11 protein-coding genes are annotated in these 18,868 nt (G+C 60.6%); 3 read left to right on the plus strand and 8 right to left on the minus strand.

What is annotated here, in order from left to right; all coding sequences use genetic code 11:
• Positions 1–5 precede the first annotated feature (5 nt).
• Positions 6–167, plus strand: a complete 162-nt coding sequence (locus HU764_RS07225; RefSeq protein WP_186703724.1) for a hypothetical protein — start codon at positions 6–8, stop codon at positions 165–167.
• Positions 168–200: 33 nt separating this feature from the next.
• Here HU764_RS07225 and HU764_RS07230 read toward each other — a convergent pair whose 3' ends face one another.
• Together HU764_RS07230 and HU764_RS07235 are read right to left on the minus strand one after the other, a co-directional pair.
• Complete coding sequence (locus tag HU764_RS07230) at positions 201–716, minus strand: DUF4880 domain-containing protein (RefSeq protein ID WP_186680843.1); 516 nt, start codon at positions 714–716, stop codon at positions 201–203.
• Between the two features lie 434 nt (positions 717–1,150).
• The gene (locus HU764_RS07235; protein WP_027592789.1) at positions 1,151–1,462 is read right to left on the minus strand and encodes a DUF6124 family protein; all 312 of its coding nucleotides are present in this window, start codon (positions 1,460–1,462) and stop codon (positions 1,151–1,153) included.
• An 88-nt stretch (positions 1,463–1,550) separates the two neighbouring features.
• On the opposite strand from HU764_RS07235, the gene HU764_RS07240 reads away from it, so the two are divergent.
• Complete coding sequence (locus HU764_RS07240) at positions 1,551–2,249, plus strand: LexA family transcriptional regulator (RefSeq protein ID WP_186680845.1); 699 nt, start codon at positions 1,551–1,553, stop codon at positions 2,247–2,249.
• Positions 2,250–2,362: 113 nt separating this feature from the next.
• Here the strand turns inward: HU764_RS07240 and HU764_RS07245 are convergent, their stop codons facing one another.
• The 4 genes from HU764_RS07245 to HU764_RS07260 are packed head-to-tail and all read right to left on the minus strand — an operon-like array spanning position 2,363 to position 7,921.
• Positions 2,363–4,315 (minus strand): acetyl/propionyl/methylcrotonyl-CoA carboxylase subunit alpha, encoded by a 1,953-nt coding sequence (locus HU764_RS07245; RefSeq protein ID WP_186703725.1) that lies wholly within the window; start codon positions 4,313–4,315, stop codon positions 2,363–2,365.
• Positions 4,312–5,127, minus strand: coding sequence for a gamma-carboxygeranoyl-CoA hydratase (locus tag HU764_RS07250; RefSeq protein ID WP_099454772.1), 816 nt, complete (start codon positions 5,125–5,127; stop codon positions 4,312–4,314). Before HU764_RS07250 ends, HU764_RS07245 begins: the two co-directional genes overlap by 4 nt.
• Before the next feature lie 3 nt (positions 5,128–5,130).
• The gene (locus HU764_RS07255; protein ID WP_186703726.1) at positions 5,131–6,738 is read right to left on the minus strand and encodes a carboxyl transferase domain-containing protein; all 1,608 of its coding nucleotides are present in this window, start codon (positions 6,736–6,738) and stop codon (positions 5,131–5,133) included.
• A 19-nt stretch (positions 6,739–6,757) separates the two neighbouring features.
• Entirely contained in the window at positions 6,758–7,921 is a 1,164-nt protein-coding gene (locus HU764_RS07260) for an isovaleryl-CoA dehydrogenase (protein WP_027592784.1), read from the minus strand.
• Positions 7,922–8,160: 239 nt separating this feature from the next.
• Here HU764_RS07260 and HU764_RS07265 point away from each other — a divergent pair, with 239 nt between their 5' ends.
• Positions 8,161–9,837: an AMP-binding protein gene (locus HU764_RS07265; RefSeq protein ID WP_186703727.1), complete on the plus strand. Its 1,677-nt coding sequence runs from the start codon at positions 8,161–8,163 to the stop codon at positions 9,835–9,837.
• A gap of 123 nt (positions 9,838–9,960) precedes the next feature.
• Here HU764_RS07265 and HU764_RS07270 read toward each other — a convergent pair whose 3' ends face one another.
• Both HU764_RS07270 and HU764_RS07275 read right to left on the minus strand, forming a co-directional pair.
• Positions 9,961–10,194, minus strand: coding sequence for a hypothetical protein (locus HU764_RS07270; protein WP_186703728.1), 234 nt, complete (start codon positions 10,192–10,194; stop codon positions 9,961–9,963).
• 70 nt (positions 10,195–10,264) lie between these two features.
• Entirely contained in the window at positions 10,265–18,724 is an 8,460-nt protein-coding gene (locus tag HU764_RS07275; RefSeq protein ID WP_186703729.1) for a Tc toxin subunit A-related protein, read from the minus strand.
• Positions 18,725–18,868 lie beyond the last annotated feature (144 nt).

An 18,868-nucleotide genomic window follows, 5' to 3' on the forward strand; every position in this document is an offset into this window, starting at 1 on the left:
TGATCTTGGATATATTGATGGGTGTAGTAGCGGCCCTGTGCTGGGGCGCTACAGACTTTCTGGTCGGCCTGAACGCAAGGCTATTTGGTGTCCAGCGCTCGGTATTCCTCGGGCAATTGCTGGGCCTGATTTTACTCAGTGTCGTGCTGCTTCGTAGCCTGAGTTAGCACGAGCCAATGTATGCGAATGTCTTAGCGTCATCAGGCCCAAAAGCCAAACAGCACCAACGCCGCCACACCCAGCCCAACCGCAATCGAACACCCACCCAGCGACAGCGCCGCCCGGCCTTGTCGGTACCAACCGTCATGGCCCAGCTGCCGTGCTGGGGCCAGCAGGCTGCGCCAGCGCAGCTCTGTATCGTGAAACGCCTGCAAGTTAGCCTGGTCCGCATCCAGCCAACGGCGAAAGTCGATTCGCTCGCAGGCGGTCACCTGGGGGCTCTGCAACCGCACATACCATTGCCCGGCAACACTCGCCAACACATCGCGGCGGGAGCGGCCTGCTTGCAATGCCTGGTCCATATGCCGCTCGATGCTCGCCAAGGGCAAATCGAGCCGGGCAGCAATGCTGGCAAAGTCCAGTTGGTCGAGGCGGTTGAGCAGGAACACTTGCTGAACACGCCGAGGCAGCCGTTTCAAGCCGTGCAACAGTTCATTGTCGGCATCGTGCTCTGTAGTAGGGGATTCGTGCTCAAGGGGCAGCAGCAGACGGGTCATGGACAGCTCCTTGCTCAAAGGGGGAGGGATGGGGGCATCTTCCTTGATGCGTAATCAGCGTAGTGGAAACGAGATTGATTCTCAAGTGCTGATTCCGCAAAGTTTTGTAATGAGCGTTCACGGTCTGACACACTTTTGCTATCATGCCGGCCATTCACGATCTTCATTAGCCTGAAGAGCCAAAAAAAAGACCCGGCAAAAAGCCGGGTCAAAAACCGTGATTAGCCTGATGAGGAGATAATCTGAGAGCGACCTAAGCTCCAGGTTATCCAGCAGATCTCGCGATCAGCTGAGTGCAATAATAATCGTTATCATTTGCCAGTCAAATGATATTTCGCTAATTCGGTAAAAAAGTTTTACCGATGCGCTTCCTTGTCCCGGCAATCGGGGCCATTGCCGTTACACGGCCATCACGTCTCTCCCTTCCTTTTTACCTACAGACCCGTCTGCACGGTGCGTTTGTGCTCCAGCAGTGCGCGTGCCATGTCCATCATGTGCATCAAGGCGAAGGTCAGTTCGCGCTGCGTGCCGTGCTGGTGCACGGCGGTTTCTTGTGCGGTGGCGGCGGCGCAGCGGAGCAGGGCAATGGCGTGCTCCTGGGCTTGGTCACCGGTTACGCCTTCGTGCAGGGTCCAGATTTTGTTCTCGATGGTGGGGCGTGGCGGGTTGGGGTTGAGGTAGTAGTCGAGGGCGCGGCGGGCCGCTTCGCTGTCGAGATCTGTTTCTTCGTTTTTCGGTGGTTTCATCCTGATACCTGCAAATGCCAATAGGGAAAAGGTTCAGGTCGATACTAATACCTTAAGTATTTTCATGCTTTCTGATAAATAATACAGGATGTTTATTGAGCGCTTGAAGGCAGTCCGTATCGTGCCAGCGATGAATATGGATAAATGGATTGCCCTCGTCCGTGACCGGATGGAGGAGCTTGGGCTCACCCAAGAACAGCTAGCCGAACGCGTTGGCGTGTCTCAAGGCAGCGTGGGGCATTGGGTGAACAAACGGCGCCAGCCGAAGATCGAGTCGATGAACCGCACGTTCGTCGAGATTGGCATGCCCCACTACAACGTCAGCTTGCAACTGCGCATTGTGGGCCAGGTAGGCGAGGACCGCGGCAGCTATGACATGGATGACACCGACGATGACCTGGACCTCATGCAATACATCGTGTGCTTCCGCTACCCGGTGCTGGGCTGGGATGAGCTAGAGGGGGCAGAGGCGAGCGTATTCGAGCAGACGGACTACCTGGCCAAGGGCAAGGCGTTCTGGCTGACCGTTGAGAATGAAGCGATGAGCGCCGCCAGTGGCCGCAGTGTGCCGCAGGGGATGCGGATGCTGGTGGACCCTGGGGTGGAGGTGGAGCCGGGGCGTTTGGTTATCGCTCGACAGCCGGGCAAACCGGCGATTTTCCGTGAGCTGGCTGAGGAGGGTGGGCAGCGGTATCTGAAGGCATTGAACAGCAATTATCCAACGCTGTTGTGCGAAGACGGCTGTGAGTTTTTGGGGGTGGTTGTGCGGGTGCATGGCACTTTCTAGAGAGAACCCAGCCTGCGCGTGCCAATCGCCGGCAAGCCAGCTCCCACAAGTTTGGCGTTGCTCTGAAAGCCCGCGTCATCCCTGTGGGGGCCGGCTTGCCGGCTCCGGTTAACTTACTCCACCAGTTCGACCAGCACGGTCCCTTCGCTCACCATATCCCCTTCCTGGCAGAACAGCGCCTTCACCGTGCCGGCATGCGGCGCACGAATGCTGTGCTCCATCTTCATGGCCTCCAGTACCACCAGCGCTGTGCCGGCTTCTACCACTTGGCCTGGCTCGACCAATACCCGCACGATGCTGCCGTTCATGGGCGCGCCCAGGCCGCCTTGGTGGCTGTGGCTGGCCTCGGCCTCGGCAATGGGGTCGAAGGCTTCGATGGCATGCATTTCACCGTCCCAGCGCAGGTACAACGTGCCTCCGCGGCGTATCGCCAGGTGCTGGCGGCGCACGCCCGCCTGGTCGTGCACCAGTTGCTCGCCGTTGAGTTGCCAGGTGGATGCCGCGCTACGTTCCAGTGCCACCGCCTGGTCTTGCCCGGCGCTGGTCAGGTGCAGGCTGCTGCGCGCGGGCAAGCCCAGGCGCAGGCCATTGCGTTCAGCCCACGGCGAGCGGTTGTCGTCGTCCCGTTGCTGGCCGGCCTGGCCTTGCAGCCAGGCTTCTGCGGCGGCTTCCCAGAAGGGCGCTGGCAGCGCTTGGGGGGCGGGCAGCAGAACGTCCTGGTGACGTGGGATAAACCCGGTGTCGAGCTCGGCGTCGGCAAACGCTGGGTGCGCGAGGATGCGCCGCAGGAAGGCGATGTTGGTCTTCAGCCCGCCGATGGCAAACTCATCGAGCATCGCCAGCAGGCGCAGGCGTGCCTGCTCACGGTCTTCACCCCAGGCAATCAGCTTGCCCAGCATGGGGTCGTAGAACGGCGACACCACGTCCCCCTCGCTTACTCCGCTGTCGACCCGGCGCCCTTCGCCCGGCGCCGACTCGCGGTACAGCGTCAGCGTGCCAGTGGCCGGCAGAAATTCGTTGGCCGGGTCCTCGGCATACAGGCGCACCTCGATGGCGTGGCCAATCAGCGGTACCTGGTCCTGCGTGATTGGCAACGCCTCGCCACAGGCGACGCGGATCTGCCAGGCCACCAGGTCGAGGCCGGTGATGGCTTCGGTGACCGGGTGCTCGACCTGCAGGCGGGTGTTCATCTCCATGAAGAAGAACTCGCCACGGGCATCGAGCAGGAATTCCACCGTACCTGCACCCACATAGCCGATGGCCTGGGCGGCGCGCACCGCGGCCTCGCCCATGGCCCGGCGTAGCTCGGGCGACAGGCCGGGTGCGGGGGCTTCTTCAACCACCTTCTGGTGGCGGCGCTGGATCGAGCAGTCACGTTCGTTGAGGTACAGGCAGTTGCCGTGCTGGTCGGCGAACACCTGGATTTCTACGTGACGGGGCTTGAGTACGTACTTTTCAACCAGCATGCGGGCATCGCCGAACGACGATTGCGCCTCGCGCTGCGCCGAGGCCAGGGCGTCGGCCAGTTGGCTTTCGTCCTCGACCACTTTCATGCCCTTGCCACCGCCCCCGGCGCTGGCCTTCAGCAGTACCGGGTAGCCGATGCGCTCGGCGGCGGCGCGGAAGGTTTCCAGGTCTTGAGCTTCGCCATGGTAGCCCGGTACCAGGGGCACGCCGGCAGCTTCCATCAGTGCTTTGGCCGCTGACTTACTGCCCATCGCGTCGATGGCGCTGGCCGGTGGGCCGAGGAAGATCAGCCCGGCGTGTTCGATGGCGCGGGCAAAGCCTGCGTTTTCTGAAAGAAAGCCATAGCCCGGGTGGATGGCCTGCGCGCCGCTGGCTTTGGCGGCGGCCAGCAGTTTGTCGACCTGCAGGTAGCTTTCGGCGGCCTTGGTGCCGCCGAGGTCGACGCGGATATCGGCTTCGCGGCTGTGCCGGGCGTCACGGTCGGTGGCGCTGTGCACGGCGACGGTGGTCAGGCCCATGGCCTTGGCGGTGCGCATCACCCGGCAGGCGATTTCACCGCGGTTGGCGACCAGCAGGGTGGTCAACGGGGTGCGGCTCATGGGCGCGGCTCCTTGTTGTCGTCGGTTTGCCAGGCAGGGCGGCGCTTTTCGAGGAAGGCGCGCAGGCCCTCCTGGCCTTCGGCGCTGACGCGGATGCGGGCGATGGTGTTTTCGCAGTAGCGGCGCAGGGCAGGGCTCAGCTCGCCATCGTCGACCTCGCGCAGCAGGTCTTTGCTGGCGCGCAGGGCTTGCGGGCTGTTTAGCAGCAGGTTGGCGACCCAGGCCTCGACGTGGGCATCCAGCTCGTGGGCGGGGTACACCTCGGCCAGCAGGCCCAGTTCACGGGCACGCACGCCGCTGAAGCGCTCGGCGGTGAGGGCGTAGCGGCGGGTAGCGCGTTCACCGATGGCCTTGACCACGAATGGGCTGATCACGGCCGGGGCCAGGCCGATGCGCACTTCCGACAGGCACAGTTGGGCGTCTTCGGCGCCGATGGCCATGTCGCAGCAACTGATCAGGCCCAGGGCGCCGCCAAAGGCCGCGCCTTGCACCACGGCCAGGGTCGGCGCCTTGAGCCGGTGCAGGGCGTACATCAGCTCGCCGAGCTCGTGGGCGTCATCGAGGTTGGTGTTGAAGTCCAATTGCGCAGACTGCTGCATCCAGGCCAGGTCGGCGCCGGCGCTGAAGTGCCGGCCACGGCCACGCAGCAGCAGAAAACGCAGGCTGCTGTCTTCGGCGATCTGGCCGAGGGCGACGATCAGTTCGCGGATCATCTGTGCGTTGAAAGCGTTGTTCTTGTCTTCGCGGCTGAGCCACAGGGTGGCGAAGCCGCGAGGGTCCTTGACCACTTCTAGGGTGCTGAAATCGCTCATGGGTCACATCCGGAAAATGCCGAAGCGGCTCTGTTCGATCGGGGCGTTCAGCGCGGCAGACAACGCCAGGCCGAGCACGTCGCGGGTTTGCGCCGGGTCAATAACGCCGTCGTCCCACAGCCGGGCGCTGGAGTAGTAAGGGTGGCCCTGGTGTTCGTACTGGTCGAGGATCGGCTGCTTGAGCTTGGCTTCGTCTTCGGCGCTGAACGGCTGGCCGCTGCGCTCGCTTTGTTCGCGCTTGACCTGGGCCAGCACGCCAGCGGCTTGTTCGGCACCCATCACGCCAATGCGTGCGTTGGGCCACATCCACAGGAAGCGGGGGTCGTAAGCGCGGCCGCACATGCCATAGTTGCCGGCACCGAAGCTGCCGCCGATGATCACGGTGAACTTTGGCACCTGGGCACAGGCCACTGCGGTTACCAATTTGGCGCCGTGCTTGGCGATGCCGCCTTCTTCGTACTTTTTGCCGACCATGAAGCCGGTGATGTTCTGCAGGAACAGCAGCGGGATGCCGCGCTGGCAGGCCAGTTCGATGAAGTGCGCGCCTTTTTGCGCGGCTTCGGCAAACAGGATGCCGTTGTTGGCCAGGATCGCGATCGGGTAGCCGTGCAGGTGGGCGAAGCCGCACACCAAGGTGGTGCCGAACAGTGCCTTGAACTCGTCGAACACCGAGCCATCGACCAGGCGGGCGATGACCTCGCGCACATCGAACGGTTGCTTGGCGTCGGCCGGCACCACGCCGTACAGCTCATCGGCGGCGTACAGCGGGGCGATGGGCGCCTGGCACTGCAGTTTGCCCAGTTTGTGCCAGTTGAGGTTGGCCACGCTGCGCCGGGCCAGGGCCAGGGCGTGTTCGTCATTGTCGGCGTAGTGGTCGGCCACGCCGCTGATGCGGCAGTGCACGTCAGCGCCGCCGAGATCTTCGGCACTCACCACTTCACCGGTCGCGGCCTTCACCAGCGGCGGGCCAGCCAGGAAGATGGTGGCCTGCTGGCGCACCATGATCGCTTCGTCGGCCATGGCGGGCACATAGGCGCCACCGGCGGTGCACGAGCCCATGACCACGGCGAGCTGCGGGATACCCAGCGCGCTCATGTTGGCCTGGTTGAAGAAAATGCGCCCGAAGTGCTCGCGGTCGGGGAACACTTCATCCTGGCGGGGAAGGTTGGCGCCGCCGGAGTCCACCAGGTAGATGCACGGCAGGCGGTTCTGCAAGGCGATGGTCTGCGCGCGCAGGTGCTTTTTGACGGTCAGCGGGTAGTACGAGCCGCCTTTGACCGTGGCGTCGTTGGCCACGATCATGCACTCCACGCCTTCTACCCGGCCAATGCCAGCAATCACGCCGGCGGCCGGCACGTCTTCGCCATACACCTCGTGGGCCGCCAGCTGGCCGATTTCGAGGAAGGGGGAGCCTGCGTCCAGCAGGCGGTCGATGCGTTCACGTGGCAGCAGTTTGCCGCGTGAGGTGTGCCTATCCTGGGCCTTGGGGCCGCCGCCCTGCGCGATGTGCGCGAGCAAGCCACGCAGGGCCTGAACCTGTTCGAGCATGGCCGCGCTGTTGCCGGCGAATTCCGCCGATCGCGGGTTGATCTGGGTATGCAAGGTAGCCATGTGCGCCCGTCCCTTGTGCTCAGCGGGTTTCGTTGAACAATTCGCGGCCGATCAACATCCGGCGGATTTCGCTGGTGCCAGCGCCGATTTCGTACAGTTTGGCGTCGCGCAGCAGGCGGCCCGCCGGGAACTCGTTGATGTAGCCGTTGCCGCCCAGAATCTGGATCGCTTCCAGGGCCATTTGCGTGGCGCGTTCGGCGGTGTACAGGATGACCCCGGCGGCGTCCTTGCGGGTGGTCTCGCCGCGGTCGCAGGCCTGGGCCACGGCGTACAGGTAGGCGCGGCTGGCGTTGAGCTGGGTGTACATGTCGGCGATCTTGCCTTGGATCAGCTGGAACTCGCCGATGCTTTGGCCAAACTGCTTGCGGTCATGGATGTAGGGCACCACCAGGTCCATGCAGCTTTGCATGATGCCGGTCGGGCCGCCGGACAGCACCACGCGTTCGTAGTCCAGGCCGCTCATCAGCACGCGCACGCCGCCGTTGAGTTGGCCGAGGATGTTTTCTTCCGGTACTTCGACGTCATCGAAGAACAGCTCGCAGGTGTTGGAGCCACGCATGCCCAGCTTGTCGAACTTGTTGCTGCGGCTGAAGCCTTTCCAGTCGCGTTCAACGATGAACGCGGTGATGCCGTGCGCGCCCTTGTCCAGGTCGGTCTTGGCATAGATTACATAGGTGTTGGCGTCGGGGCCGTTGGTGATCCAGGTCTTGCTGCCGTTGAGCACGTAGCGGTCGCCGCGTTTTTCGGCGCGCAGCTTCATCGACACCACGTCGGAGCCGGCGTTAGGTTCGCTCATGGCCAGGGCGCCGATGTGCTCGCCGCTGATCAGCTTGGGCAGGTACTTGAGCTTTTGCTCATGGGTGCCGTTGCGGTTGATCTGGTTGACGCATAGGTTGGAGTGGGCGCCGTAGGACAGGGCGACCGAGGCCGAGGCGCGGCTGATTTCTTCCATCGACACCACGTGGGCCAGGTAGCCCAGGCCGGCGCCGCCGTACTCTTCCGATACGGTGATGCCCAGCAGGCCCATGTCACCGAACTTGCGCCACATATCGGCGGGGAACAGGTTGTCGTGGTCGATCTGCGCGGCGCGCGGCGCCAGTTCGGCGGCGACGAAGGTGCTGACCTGGTCGCGGAGCATGTCGATGGTTTCGCCCAGGGCGAAGTTCAGGGAGGGGTAATGCATGCGGGGGCACCTTCTTGTTCTTGAATTTGGGTAACACCGTAGCTCATGGACTTTTCATCGTCCCCTGTGGGAGCGGGCTTAGGTCGATAGATGCGATGTCGCTATAACCTTTACGTTAACGTAAACCTGCATGCCATTACTGTCAATCGCCTCATCACCTTTACGTAAACGTAAATCTGCGCCAGAGTATCTCCCGCTTGCTTCAGTCGTGCCCAGAACAACCACAAGAAGGGACACCCATGAGTCAACCGAGCTATACCCGCGGTCGCCAGGACCGGCCCTTGTTGACCCAGACCATCGGCCAGGCCTTCGATGCCACCGTGGCCCGCTGCGCCGATGGCGAAGCGTTGGTGGCGCGCCACCAGGGCCTGCGCTACAGCTGGCGGCAGTTGGCCGAACAGGTCGATGTGCACGCCCGCGCCTTGATGGCCCTGGGCGTGAACACCGGCGACCGCGTGGGCATCTGGTCGCCCAACTGCGCCCAGTGGTGCATCCTGCAACTGGCCAGCGCCAAGGTTGGCGCGATCCTGGTCAACATCAACCCGGCGTATCGCGTCGGCGAGCTGGAATACGTGCTGCGCCAGTCCGGCTGCCGCTGGCTGGTGTGCGCCGATGCCTTCAAGACGTCGGATTACCACGCCATGGTCCAGGGCCTGGTGCCGGAGCTGGCCAGCGTTGCCCCCGGTGAATTGGCCAGTGAAGGCCTGCCCGAGCTGCGCGGGGTGATCAGCCTGGCTGCCCAGCCGCCGCAGGGCTTCTTGCCGTGGCAGGCGCTGGCCGAGCGGGCAGGGCAGACCACGATCGAGGCCTTCACGGCCCGCCAGCAAAGCCTGCAGTTCGACCAACCGGTGAACATCCAGTACACCTCCGGCACCACCGGCGCGCCCAAGGGCGCCACGCTCAGCCACTACAACATCCTCAACAATGGCTTGATGGTCGGCGAAAGCCTGGGCCTGACCTCGGCCGACCGCATGGTGATCCCGGTGCCGCTGTACCACTGCTTCGGCATGGTCATGGCCAACCTCGGCTGCATCACCCACGGCAGCACTATGATCTACCCCAACGACGCCTTCGACGCCGAGCTCACCCTGCGCGCCGTGGCCGAAGAACGCGCCAGCATCCTGTATGGCGTGCCCACCATGTTCATCGCCATGCTCGACCATCCGGTCCGCCAGGCCATGGACCTCTCGAGCCTGCGCAGCGGCATCATGGCCGGCGCTACCTGCCCGATCGAAGTGATGCGCCGGGTTATCGATCAGATGCACATGGCCGAAGTGCAAATTGCCTATGGCATGACCGAAACCAGCCCGGTGTCCTTGCAAACCGGCCCGGACGACGAGCTTGAGCTGCGCGTGACCACGGTCGGGCGCACCCAGCCGCAGCTGGAAAACAAGCTGGTGGACGCCGACGGCTGCATGGTTGCCAGGGGCGAAATCGGCGAACTGTGCACGCGGGGCTACAGCGTGATGCTCGGGTATTGGGACAACCCACAGGCCACGACGGATGCCATCGACCCAGCCGGCTGGATGCATTCGGGCGACTTGGCGGTCATGGACGAACAGGGGTATGTGCGCATTGTCGGGCGCAACAAGGACATGATCATCCGCGGCGGCGAGAACATCTATCCGCGCGAGCTGGAGGAGTTTTTCTATACCCACCCGGCAATCGCGGATGCCCAGGTGATCGGCATCCCGTGCAACCGTTATGGCGAAGAAATCGTGGCCTGGATCAAACTGCACCCCGGGCACAGCGTCACGGTCGATGAGCTGCAGGGCTGGTGCAAGGCACGCATCGCGCACTACAAGGTGCCGCGGCATATCCGCTTTGTTGACGAGTTTCCGATGACCGTTACCGGGAAGGTGCAGAAGTTCAGGATGCGAGAGATCAGCGTTTCGGAAATCAACAGGACCTGTTGATTCAAAGCACCGTTCTTGTTCATAACAGCTAATGCGAGCATGAGTCGACGTTGACCCTCCGTGCACCAGGCTGCGTACACACTGAGAAACCACTCAGTGTGTACGCAGCCTGGTGCACGGGGGCTATTCAGTCCCGTTTATCTTATTCAGCAATTTACCAACGGTCTCAAGTTCGGACAGTTCGCTATGGGAAATGTTGAGCCCGTTGAACCCTCTCGCCAGGGCCTTGGCCCATTTACTTCCATCTCCATTAATGTCAAAGAGCGATGTTGTCTCGTCGATGGCGTATTTATAGTCTAGATACTCTTCCAAGAACGCTTGGAATGTCTCAGGCGTTGTGTTTTCTGTTGTGCTCATTGTGGTGTCCTTGTGTGGGTTGAAATGCATAACCTGTTTACGGTCCGGGGGCTGTAAGCATTACAGGTTCTCAGTCAAGGGGCGCGTCTGTTATGGGGAATGTGTAGCTTGTTTGATAGACCTCGCTTTTTAATGTGAACGTATTATTTTTTTTGTCGATACTGATCAGAATGCCACGGTCGTAATATTCGTTGCCGTTCCCTGTCCATCGGGTGATTTTGATTTCCTTGTTCATGTTTTTTTCCAGGTACGCAATTTTCTTAGTGATCAGTTCAGCCTCTTGATCTTTTTTAAGCCTGTAAGCGTCTTCGGCTTCCTTGCGGGCGTCGGCGGCTTTTTTCGCTGCGGCTTTCGCCTCGTCGGCCGCGCTTTTGGCTTCCTCCGCCGCTTTTTCTGCGTCATCCGCTGTTGTTGCGTTGTCGGCTTTTTCTCTGGCAGCCTTGGCTTTGCTGGCTGCAGTTTTGGCTTCGGTTGCCGCTGTATTGGCCGTCGCCAGTTGATCTGCAGCTTCGGTGGCTTTGAGTGCATCGGCGTTGGCGTCGTCCTGCGCGGCCTGACTCGACGCAGCAGCCTCCTGATCGGCCATCCTGGCCTTGGCCAAGGCGCTAGCTCGGCGCTGGATTTCAAGACCCTGCGCAGCCAGGCTTGCAGCGACTGCGTCAGCGGCTGCTTTGAGTGCGTCGTCTCTCGCCGTTTCTGCTTTGGTGGCTTCGGTATTGGCTTCGTTCACCTTGCCAGAGGCAGCCGCTTCCTCGGTTCTTTCTCTGGCTATTGTGGCTGCGTTAGCAGCGTTCTTCGCATCAGTGACTGCCTGCGTCGCTTTGAGCTTCTCGCCCGCTGCCACTGAGGCATTCAACGCCGGGGTAGCGGCAGCGGCTTCGGCGGCGAGCTGGGCTGCGATAGCCGCCTGTTCGGCCTTCTTGGCGCGGGCAACTGCCTTGTCGGCCTTGCCAGTCGCTCCAGATGGATTCTTAGTCGGGGCGGGGGGGTCGACGACGTTAACACCGGTTATCTGCAGTAATTTTTTTACATGCTTACGAAAGTCGGCCGAGCCGTCCAGCGCTGAGTAGATGACATGCACTTTAATATCATCGAGCTTACAAGTGTCACCCTCAAACAAACTGGAATTATTTTTTGCGCCACGCGGAAATTCGAGCCTCCAGCTGGAAAGCAATCCGGTCCCTTCGAATGGCTGGTAGCGAGACTTATCGGGAATTGAGGGTTGCAGGTCGTAGTTGGTGAATTCTTGTTTAGGTGACCAGATGGCAATCTTTTGGCCGGGGTTCAGATTTAGCATTATGTTATTGGGGTCGCCACCGTCGACACCGTAAAGGAACGTCGCGCCGTCGGAATCATCCTTTAGCAACACCCTGTTGGCGGTCTGGTAGAGCATGCCCGAGGGCGAAGAGGGTTTAGTGCTACCCCTGTATGTGAACGTGAGAAAGATGCGCTCGATCCTGCGCAGATAATGGCCGGGGAAGTGCTTGTCGAAATGGCGGGGGGCCAGATCGAAAAGAATTTCATCTTTTTTCAGCGCTTCTTCAAGTGTCTTTCCGCTGAAGCCGAGGTCCGTCACCAGGGAGAGCTCAGCGTGAATATCCAGTGGCCGATGGTTCTCACTAATGGCGGCCAAGTCCATCAGCATCAGGTCCCGTGCCAGGGCTTCGCCGGCTAGCATACCGCGCCAGTTATCCAGCCAGGCGCCGGGTTTGATCCAAGTGCTCTTGAAATTACCCAGCTCATACTGCAGGCAAGACTCGGCCATCAGGCACAGTGACAGCGTGGCATCATAGGCGGCGGCGTAGATTTGCGAGAGCCGGCCGATCAGCCACAGGTAGGTGGTGCGGCTGGGGAACACCGAGGTCATCACCTCATACTCGGCCTGGTGGGCTGCGCGGGTGGCGTGGGCTTCTTGCAGGGCGATGTTGGCGGCCTTGAGCTGCACGTCCCTTTCGCGCAGTTGTTTGTCGAGGACGGCGAGTTCGAGGGTGGCTTGCTTGGCTTCGTACTGCCATTGTTTGGCACGGAGTTGGAATTCAGCACTCTTGTCGAAGACGTTACCCTGTGTTTCCAGTAGTTCTGAGACTGATTCGATGAGGTTGGCGACCGCCTCGGGTGCCTCTTCAGGTGACCAACCACCTATTGCAGCTCCACCGATAGTGGGTAGAAAAGACATAGCGGAAGTAAGGGCATAGAACGGAGATGCGGCTATGCGGGTGCCATATGAAGCGGTCCAATACGAGAGCGCAGACTCCTCCAGGCTTTTAACCCCGACGTCGTTCAGTTCCTGGTAGTAATCCAGACGTTGCTGCACCATCGCTTTGCTGGTGAGTAACGTCTCACGCTCGCGCTTGGCCAACTCCAGCGCCTGTTGCTGAAGCTGGTAAGGGAAGTCCAGCAGTTTGATCAGGTTGCACTTGCTGAGCAATTCAAGCTGCTGGTTGGCTTCGGCCTGGTAATAGCCCAGCAGCGTATGCCCCATGCCGATCAGCTGTTCCACGGCCTCCCGGGCGAATGTGCGCGCCTCGTCATAACGGCAAGGTGGCACCTGCGGGGGCGTGAGCCTGGCTACCGGACTCTCGCTGGCGCTGGTGTGCCCCTGGGCGAGGCGCTCCAGGAAGTCGGGGTCGAGCATGATCGGCACGGGCTTGCCGTCCAGGCTCAGGCCGTGGCGCAGGTTGAACAGGCGGTTGCGCAGCAGGTTGCGCAGCTCGACCAGTTTGTTGTTCAGCGGCGGGGTGAACTGGTCCGGGGTGGCTTGTGCCAGCGTCGGCGCATCGGCCGGGGCGCTCGACAGGTGCTCGGGCAACAGGCCGATCAGTCGCAGGGCCTTGTCGTAGCATTGCGCGGCGGCCTCCAGCGTGGCCAGGGTGAGCTGGCGGTACAGTTCGTCACCCTCGCGTTGCCAGTTTTCCACCACGAACAGGTGAAGCGCTTTGCGGTAGCGCTCGGGCTCGGCATAGGCGATCAGGTCGGGATCGTCGGTTTCCGCTATTTTTCGATAGGCGCCATGGTCATCTCGGATCGGCTTGCTCAACCAGTACTGCGGGGTGTCCTGGTCTGTTCTCCAGGTACGGTAGGGGTCGAACAAGTGGCCGGTGCACCACTGCCAGGCACCCCGGTAGTCGCGGTTTTGCCGCAGCAGCCAGGCAATCAGCAGCGGGGCATGGAAGAACAATTCCCAGAAATACATGCCGTTGGCACCGCGGAAGTCGACGGTACTGCTGGTGCCGCCAGGTTCCAGGCGCGGTTCGGGCAGGTGCTGGGTCGGCCAGGACAACACCTGCATGACCGACTGCGTGGCCTCAGCGACCAGGCGCTTGCCGAACAGGGTGTTCAGGCGCAGGTAATTGACCGATAGGGCGTTTGTGGGGTCCGCTTGATTGACTTCGGACAAATCCAGGTAGAGGGCCTGCTCGGCATTGCGCCTGATGTGTACGCTGTCCACGGCATCGTCGGCGTCGTCCACCAGATTGTAGATCAGGGTCGTTTTCCAACGGCTAGCAAGATAGTAGAGCTCAAAGTCAAATGAATAGCTTTTGATGGCCCGATCACGGCTGATGGGGAGCTGAAAAGCAATCGTGCTCTGGCCATCGAGGGGGACTTCATCGGTGAAGACGGGTGGATGCTCGGGGCCGAAACGGAGCAGGATGCGAACACAGGCCTCAGGTTCAAAGTGCCGAAGGCGAATGAGCGAGTCCAGAAGCTGCACCAGGGCCTGGTCAAGGGGCGCGTTTACTTCAGCCAGGATGGCGGACTTTTCCATTGCGATGTACGTGCTAACGGCATCGAGCTGGCCTGCGTGCTGCGCGCGAGTGATGGCCGCATGGACCGAAGTCCTGCCAGTAGAGCGCTTCGTAATATCTTTGGGCGGGTCCTCTGAATCCGGGTTTGAAGTGTAGCGGACGCTCAAAATGGAGCGCTTTATTTTGCCTAGATTGTGCAAGTGAGTGGGGCTGGTTAAGGCAGATTCTAGGTCTGTTAGACTGTATTCTTTGAGAGTGTTTGAGTCTGAGATAGATAAAGGTTGTTGGAGGGTGGCTAGGGTTTTAGTTGTTGGTGATACTGTGGCTGTAAGCGTTGGAACTGCTGGGGTTAGGTTCTTTGATTGAAATTCGACTTGGAGGTATTCAGGTGTTTTGGATTCGTATTCTACGAAGAATGTTAGTTTGAAGTTTTCTTCGTCGTGGATTCTGAGAAAGGCGTTAGTGTGGATTTTCGCTACGGGCTTATTGTAGGGGTTAGAGGCGCTGTCGAATAGAGTGATGGCAATTTGGTTGGGACGGATAAGATATGGTCCCGGGTAAATTTCGGTGATCGAAATTCTCTTGACGTGCGTGTTCGTTATGAGTATTTCGGTTTTGTGCATCAGGTGGTAATCGACATTCGTGCTGGGGAAAACAGCTGCTAGTACAAGTTCTGGAGCTTTCAGTGTGCCAATACTCTCGAGGCTACCATTGAATAGGGTGGTCTCTGGGAATTGATGGGCTCTACAAGGTTTAGAGGTTATTGGTGTTCTAATTGTGTGCTCTTTTTTGTCTATAAGGTTATCTTTGTTAGGTTTAACCACGTTGTAATCAATGGGAGGGGGTAATGAATTGAGAGCGTAAAGCGATACCCATGTTGGCTCGTCTTTTTGGTCTTCTACAATCTGACGAGGCCCAATATAGGGATGCTGCACCGTGCGCGGATCACGGAAAAGGGCTATCCAGTTTTTTACCAGTCTTTTCTCAATGGTATTGTCTTTCGAACTGGCCTCATCCAATGTCTTGGTGTCGAGCAGTAGGAGATCCTTGGCAATCAGGAAGTACTCGTTGTCACGCTTCCAGGTGCTGGTATTGACGTCGCCCTTCGAGTCCTTGACCTTCTCCACATCGAACAACATCACCATCAACCACGGGTCATTTTCGCGTCCCCCCAGTTGATTCACCATCACCATCAAACCCGCCTGGAACTTCTTGGTCTTCAAGAATTTGTTCAGAGTGCCTTTGCTATCTTTACTTTCATCAAAATGTCCTGCCGCATCATGCCCATCCAGCAGCATCAACACATTGGCCGGGCTCCAGTTCCCGTCGATCTGCTGGAAGGCGAAGCTCACCCGCAGCGCATGGTACTCGCTCGGTTTTTTGTCCGGTCCCATGGGAATTGCCGCGGTGTCCCGCTCGACCCACACCACATACCGGCGCCCGGCGATGATGACCGGTCGGATCAGGTCTACTTCCGTACGTTGGTCATCTTCGTTTTTTTGCTTCTCCAAGAGTTCCTGTGCAAGGGTCTCAGCGGTTTTGTCTTTAGTTGCTGGGTCGTTCTTCTTAGTCGTAATTTCTTTCTTGACACCCTCGACCACCGGCAATGGCCCCTTGACCATCTCGCCATTCATTGCCAGCGTGATCTCCTCCCACTCCCCCCAGGCCAGCATGCTCGGTGCGTTGTCGGCGTCGCGTTGTTTCATGTCCAGCGTGCGCCAGTAGTACTGGGGTGGCTCGACATTGCTCTTGCCGATGAAGTGGTAGGTATCGCTCAGAGGATCAATACCGCTGGCGTACGCCGAAAGCGGCTGGATATTGCTGACGTGCTCGAAGGTACTCAGGTAGCCGAGCAGGGCGGTCTGGATTTCGTCCGGTGTGCACTTGCCTTGGGCCAGCTGGGTTTCAAGCTCGGCGAAGGCGCTGCTCGTGCGCGTGCGGCGCGAGGGGTCGATGAAATTCTGCGGTTCGTTTTGGGCGTCCTTGCGCAGTTTCCAGCGCTCGAAGCTGCAAGAAAAATTATCCCACTCGTCGCGCATGGCTTGGGGGATTGCCTTGTCGCCATAGCCGTCCTCCAGGCGTGAGTGGATCTGCTGCAGGTAGCGCTGCAGGCTGGCGATCGCCGAGAGCACCCGGGTGGTAAGCGGTTCGTGAGAGACCTGCAGGTCGATCAGCAGGTAATCGGCCAGGGCTTCAGGGCTTTTGATCCGTTTGAGGTCCTTGTGCGGGGCGGCCCAGTGCACCAGCATCCATTGCATCAATGCATCGCGCCAGGCCAGCTTGAGCTGGGCATCCAACGCCTGGCATTGCTGGCTGGAGCAGCTCTGGCGCAGCGCGATGGCCGCCTGTTCGAAGGCGTTGTCATCTGTCGACTCGGTGAGTGCGCCGATGACCAGCAAGCCATCCACCGACAGGCCTTGCCGGCTCGCCAGCTGTGTCAGTTGCAGTACCCGGGCCAAGGCGTGCAGCGTGGTGGGCAGAGGGATGCCGAGCTTGGCCAGGCCACCCTGGTCGTGCCCTAGCAGTGCTTCCAGGTCGGCCCAGGCCTTGGCCTCGCCTGGGGCGTCGAGCGGGGTTCGCACCTGCTCGAGGTAACGCAACAAGTCCGGCTCGTGCTTGTCGGTGGCCAGCCCGCCCAGCAGTGTTGTGTAGCGACCAAGCTGGTGCAGGGTGGTGAGGTCGAGCGGGCGAGGGATGGCGCCGAGGTTGAAGTGGTGCGGCATGATCTGGTCAAGGGCGGCATGCCCGATGCCGAACAGGCTGACCGCGCGGCTGTAGCGCTGCAACGTCAACCACTGCGCCCGGTCGTCTGCGGTAAAACACTCGAGCGGTTGGCGTTTGCCTTTTGACTTCTGCACTTCTTGGTGAATGGCATCGATGCGGTTTACCAATACGTCTTCATCGACTGCGACCCATTGCAGCAGTGGCAGCAGGTGGTCCTTGCTTGGCAGGCCCAGCGCGGTGCTCAGTTCCTGGCGCAGGTCGAGTTTGCCAGAGGCTGCTTTCTTCTTGGACGCGTACAGTTCGAACAGGGTTTTTAACCCAGGCTCTTCCAGTGGCCCGTCGTGGAGGAGCACTGCCATGTCCAGGGCGTTGACGCGCTGTTGGGCAACCCACTCCATCGTTGCCATCACCCCGGCGATGGTATCGACAATGTCTGCTTGCGGTTGCGTGGCAACGGCGGCGTCGGCGATGCTCGCCTTGTCGTCCTGCAAGGGTTGCGGCTGTGCCCCTAGGCTCGGGCGGCCGGCCAGTTGCTGCTGGTAAAGCGGGGACTGCTTCATCAACAGCTTCAGGACGATCCAGCCTTCCAGCTGCGAGGTGCCGAACAGTTGCGTGAGCGTGGCCAGGCGGTAGCAGGCCGACACCACCGCAAGCGAGCGCTGTGGTTTGGCCAGCGCTTGTTCGGTCGTGACGGTGTCGAGGATGGCGCGCAGCACGAGGGGGTCGACTCGCAGCGCCAACCCCAGGCGCTTGACGGTCAAGGCATCCTCACCCGTGGTGGCATTGGGGTCGAACGGCTGGTCATCGAGCACCAGCACATCCGTCAGTTTTTGCCCTTCGCTATCGTGCCGGGGCGCGAACACGCTGTCGTAGAACGACAGCTGACGCTCGGTGCCATGGCAGGGGATTTCGTGCAGCAGTGCTGCAAACTGCAGCGGCTGTACCTGGTACTTCTGTTGCAGATGGCGGAACAGGCCCAGGGCGCGCAGGGTGCTGGTAGTCAGCTGGTACTGGGCGGGGCGTTGGCCTTCGGCGTGCAAGGCCGCCATGACCAGGGCATCGGCCTCGTCGGAGGCCAGGCCAAGTGCACGCTGCAGGCGCAGGATGCGTTGCAGGCGATCGATATGCTGGGTGCTGATCCCAGCGATCGTGATGGTCTTCTTGGCGGTTTTATTTGCACCGCTCGATGGCGCATCGGCCTTCTCGGTCTCGGCGGCGTCCAACAGATACAGAGGGGCGCCTCCAGCGTTGATGAACGCTGCGCCGTAGGCTTTGCTCGAAGCCTCAGCCACCGTTTGGCTGGTGACGTAAGGGCTGCGGGTCACAGAGGTGTTATGTTTGCCGAGGGCGCTCACGGCCAGCAGACGGCGCAGCTCCCTGCGTGTCAGGCCCAGTGCCCGGGTCAGTTGGTAGGTGGTATCGAGGTTGCCTTTCGGGCCCGTGGCGAGGATGTGGAACTGCGTCTTGTAGAAGTCTTTCGCCGCGCTGGCGGGGTGCAGCAGCAGGGTCCGCAATTGCGGCGAGATACCGCTGCTCAGCAGCGCGGCGTTGTGCTGGGCGTTAAGCGTTGCAGCATCGAAGCTGAAGGCGGGCATGCCCATGTTCACGCTGTACAGCAAGTCCCACAGGGGCAGCTGCTTCATGGCCAGCGTGGCCTTGATCGCTTCCCAGGCGTTGTGGAAGGGAACATTACCCTTGTACACGCCCTCGGCCACAGCCCTTGGCAAGTCCTTACGCGCCACCCCCGCATGCCGCTCGAGCACCTCGAGCACGATGTCGATCTTCGCCAGGCTTTTACGGATGTTCCTGTTGTTCAGCTTGAGTTGCAGCAGGTCCGGGCGGCGAGTCTGCAGGGTTACCGGCTCGGCGACCTTTGCCTGTATCTGCAGTTCTTCTATCAGGCCCTTGAGATGGACCAAGTAGGCTGGCCGCTCATTGTCCGCCCATGGCGAGGCTGGTGCGCAACGTTCCCGGGTATCGGGGAACAGCTTCATGTAGGTGGCAGCGTCCGAGCGCTCCGCGGGCGTGTCGTTACTGTTCGCGGTGATGAGGTCGTTCATGCCCAGCTCCCTTGCGCTGCGGTCGGCGGCCCAGGCTAGGGCCAGTGATCGAAGCGTATAGGGAGAGTGGAACGTGCACACCTAGCAAAAATGACAGGTGTAGGGTGGGTCGTAAGAGGGGGGAATCATTGATAATCCGGCGGT

Origin of the sequence: Pseudomonas kermanshahensis, assembly GCF_014269205.2 — a bacterium.
In the GTDB taxonomy this organism is placed as follows: domain Bacteria; phylum Pseudomonadota; class Gammaproteobacteria; order Pseudomonadales; family Pseudomonadaceae; genus Aquipseudomonas; species Aquipseudomonas kermanshahensis.

Bases quoted from the DNA above. Each gene is read 5' to 3' on its own strand.
- HU764_RS07250 (WP_099454772.1), bottom strand. From the start codon at position 5,127: ATGAGCGATTTCAGCACCCTAGAAGTGGTCAAGGACCCTCGCGGCTTC.
- HU764_RS07235 (WP_027592789.1), bottom strand. From the start codon at position 1,462: ATGAAACCACCGAAAAACGAAGAAACAGATCTCGACAGCGAAGCGGCC.
- HU764_RS07265 (WP_186703727.1), top strand. From the start codon at position 8,161: ATGAGTCAACCGAGCTATACCCGCGGTCGCCAGGACCGGCCCTTGTTG.
- HU764_RS07240 (WP_186680845.1), top strand. From the start codon at position 1,551: ATGTTTATTGAGCGCTTGAAGGCAGTCCGTATCGTGCCAGCGATGAAT.
- HU764_RS07230 (WP_186680843.1), bottom strand. From the start codon at position 716: ATGACCCGTCTGCTGCTGCCCCTTGAGCACGAATCCCCTACTACAGAG.
- HU764_RS07245 (WP_186703725.1), bottom strand. From the start codon at position 4,315: ATGAGCCGCACCCCGTTGACCACCCTGCTGGTCGCCAACCGCGGTGAA.
- HU764_RS07255 (WP_186703726.1), bottom strand. From the start codon at position 6,738: ATGGCTACCTTGCATACCCAGATCAACCCGCGATCGGCGGAATTCGCC.
- HU764_RS07260 (WP_027592784.1), bottom strand. From the start codon at position 7,921: ATGCATTACCCCTCCCTGAACTTCGCCCTGGGCGAAACCATCGACATG.
- HU764_RS07275 (WP_186703729.1), bottom strand. From the start codon at position 18,724: ATGAACGACCTCATCACCGCGAACAGTAACGACACGCCCGCGGAGCGC.
- HU764_RS07270 (WP_186703728.1), bottom strand. From the start codon at position 10,194: ATGAGCACAACAGAAAACACAACGCCTGAGACATTCCAAGCGTTCTTG.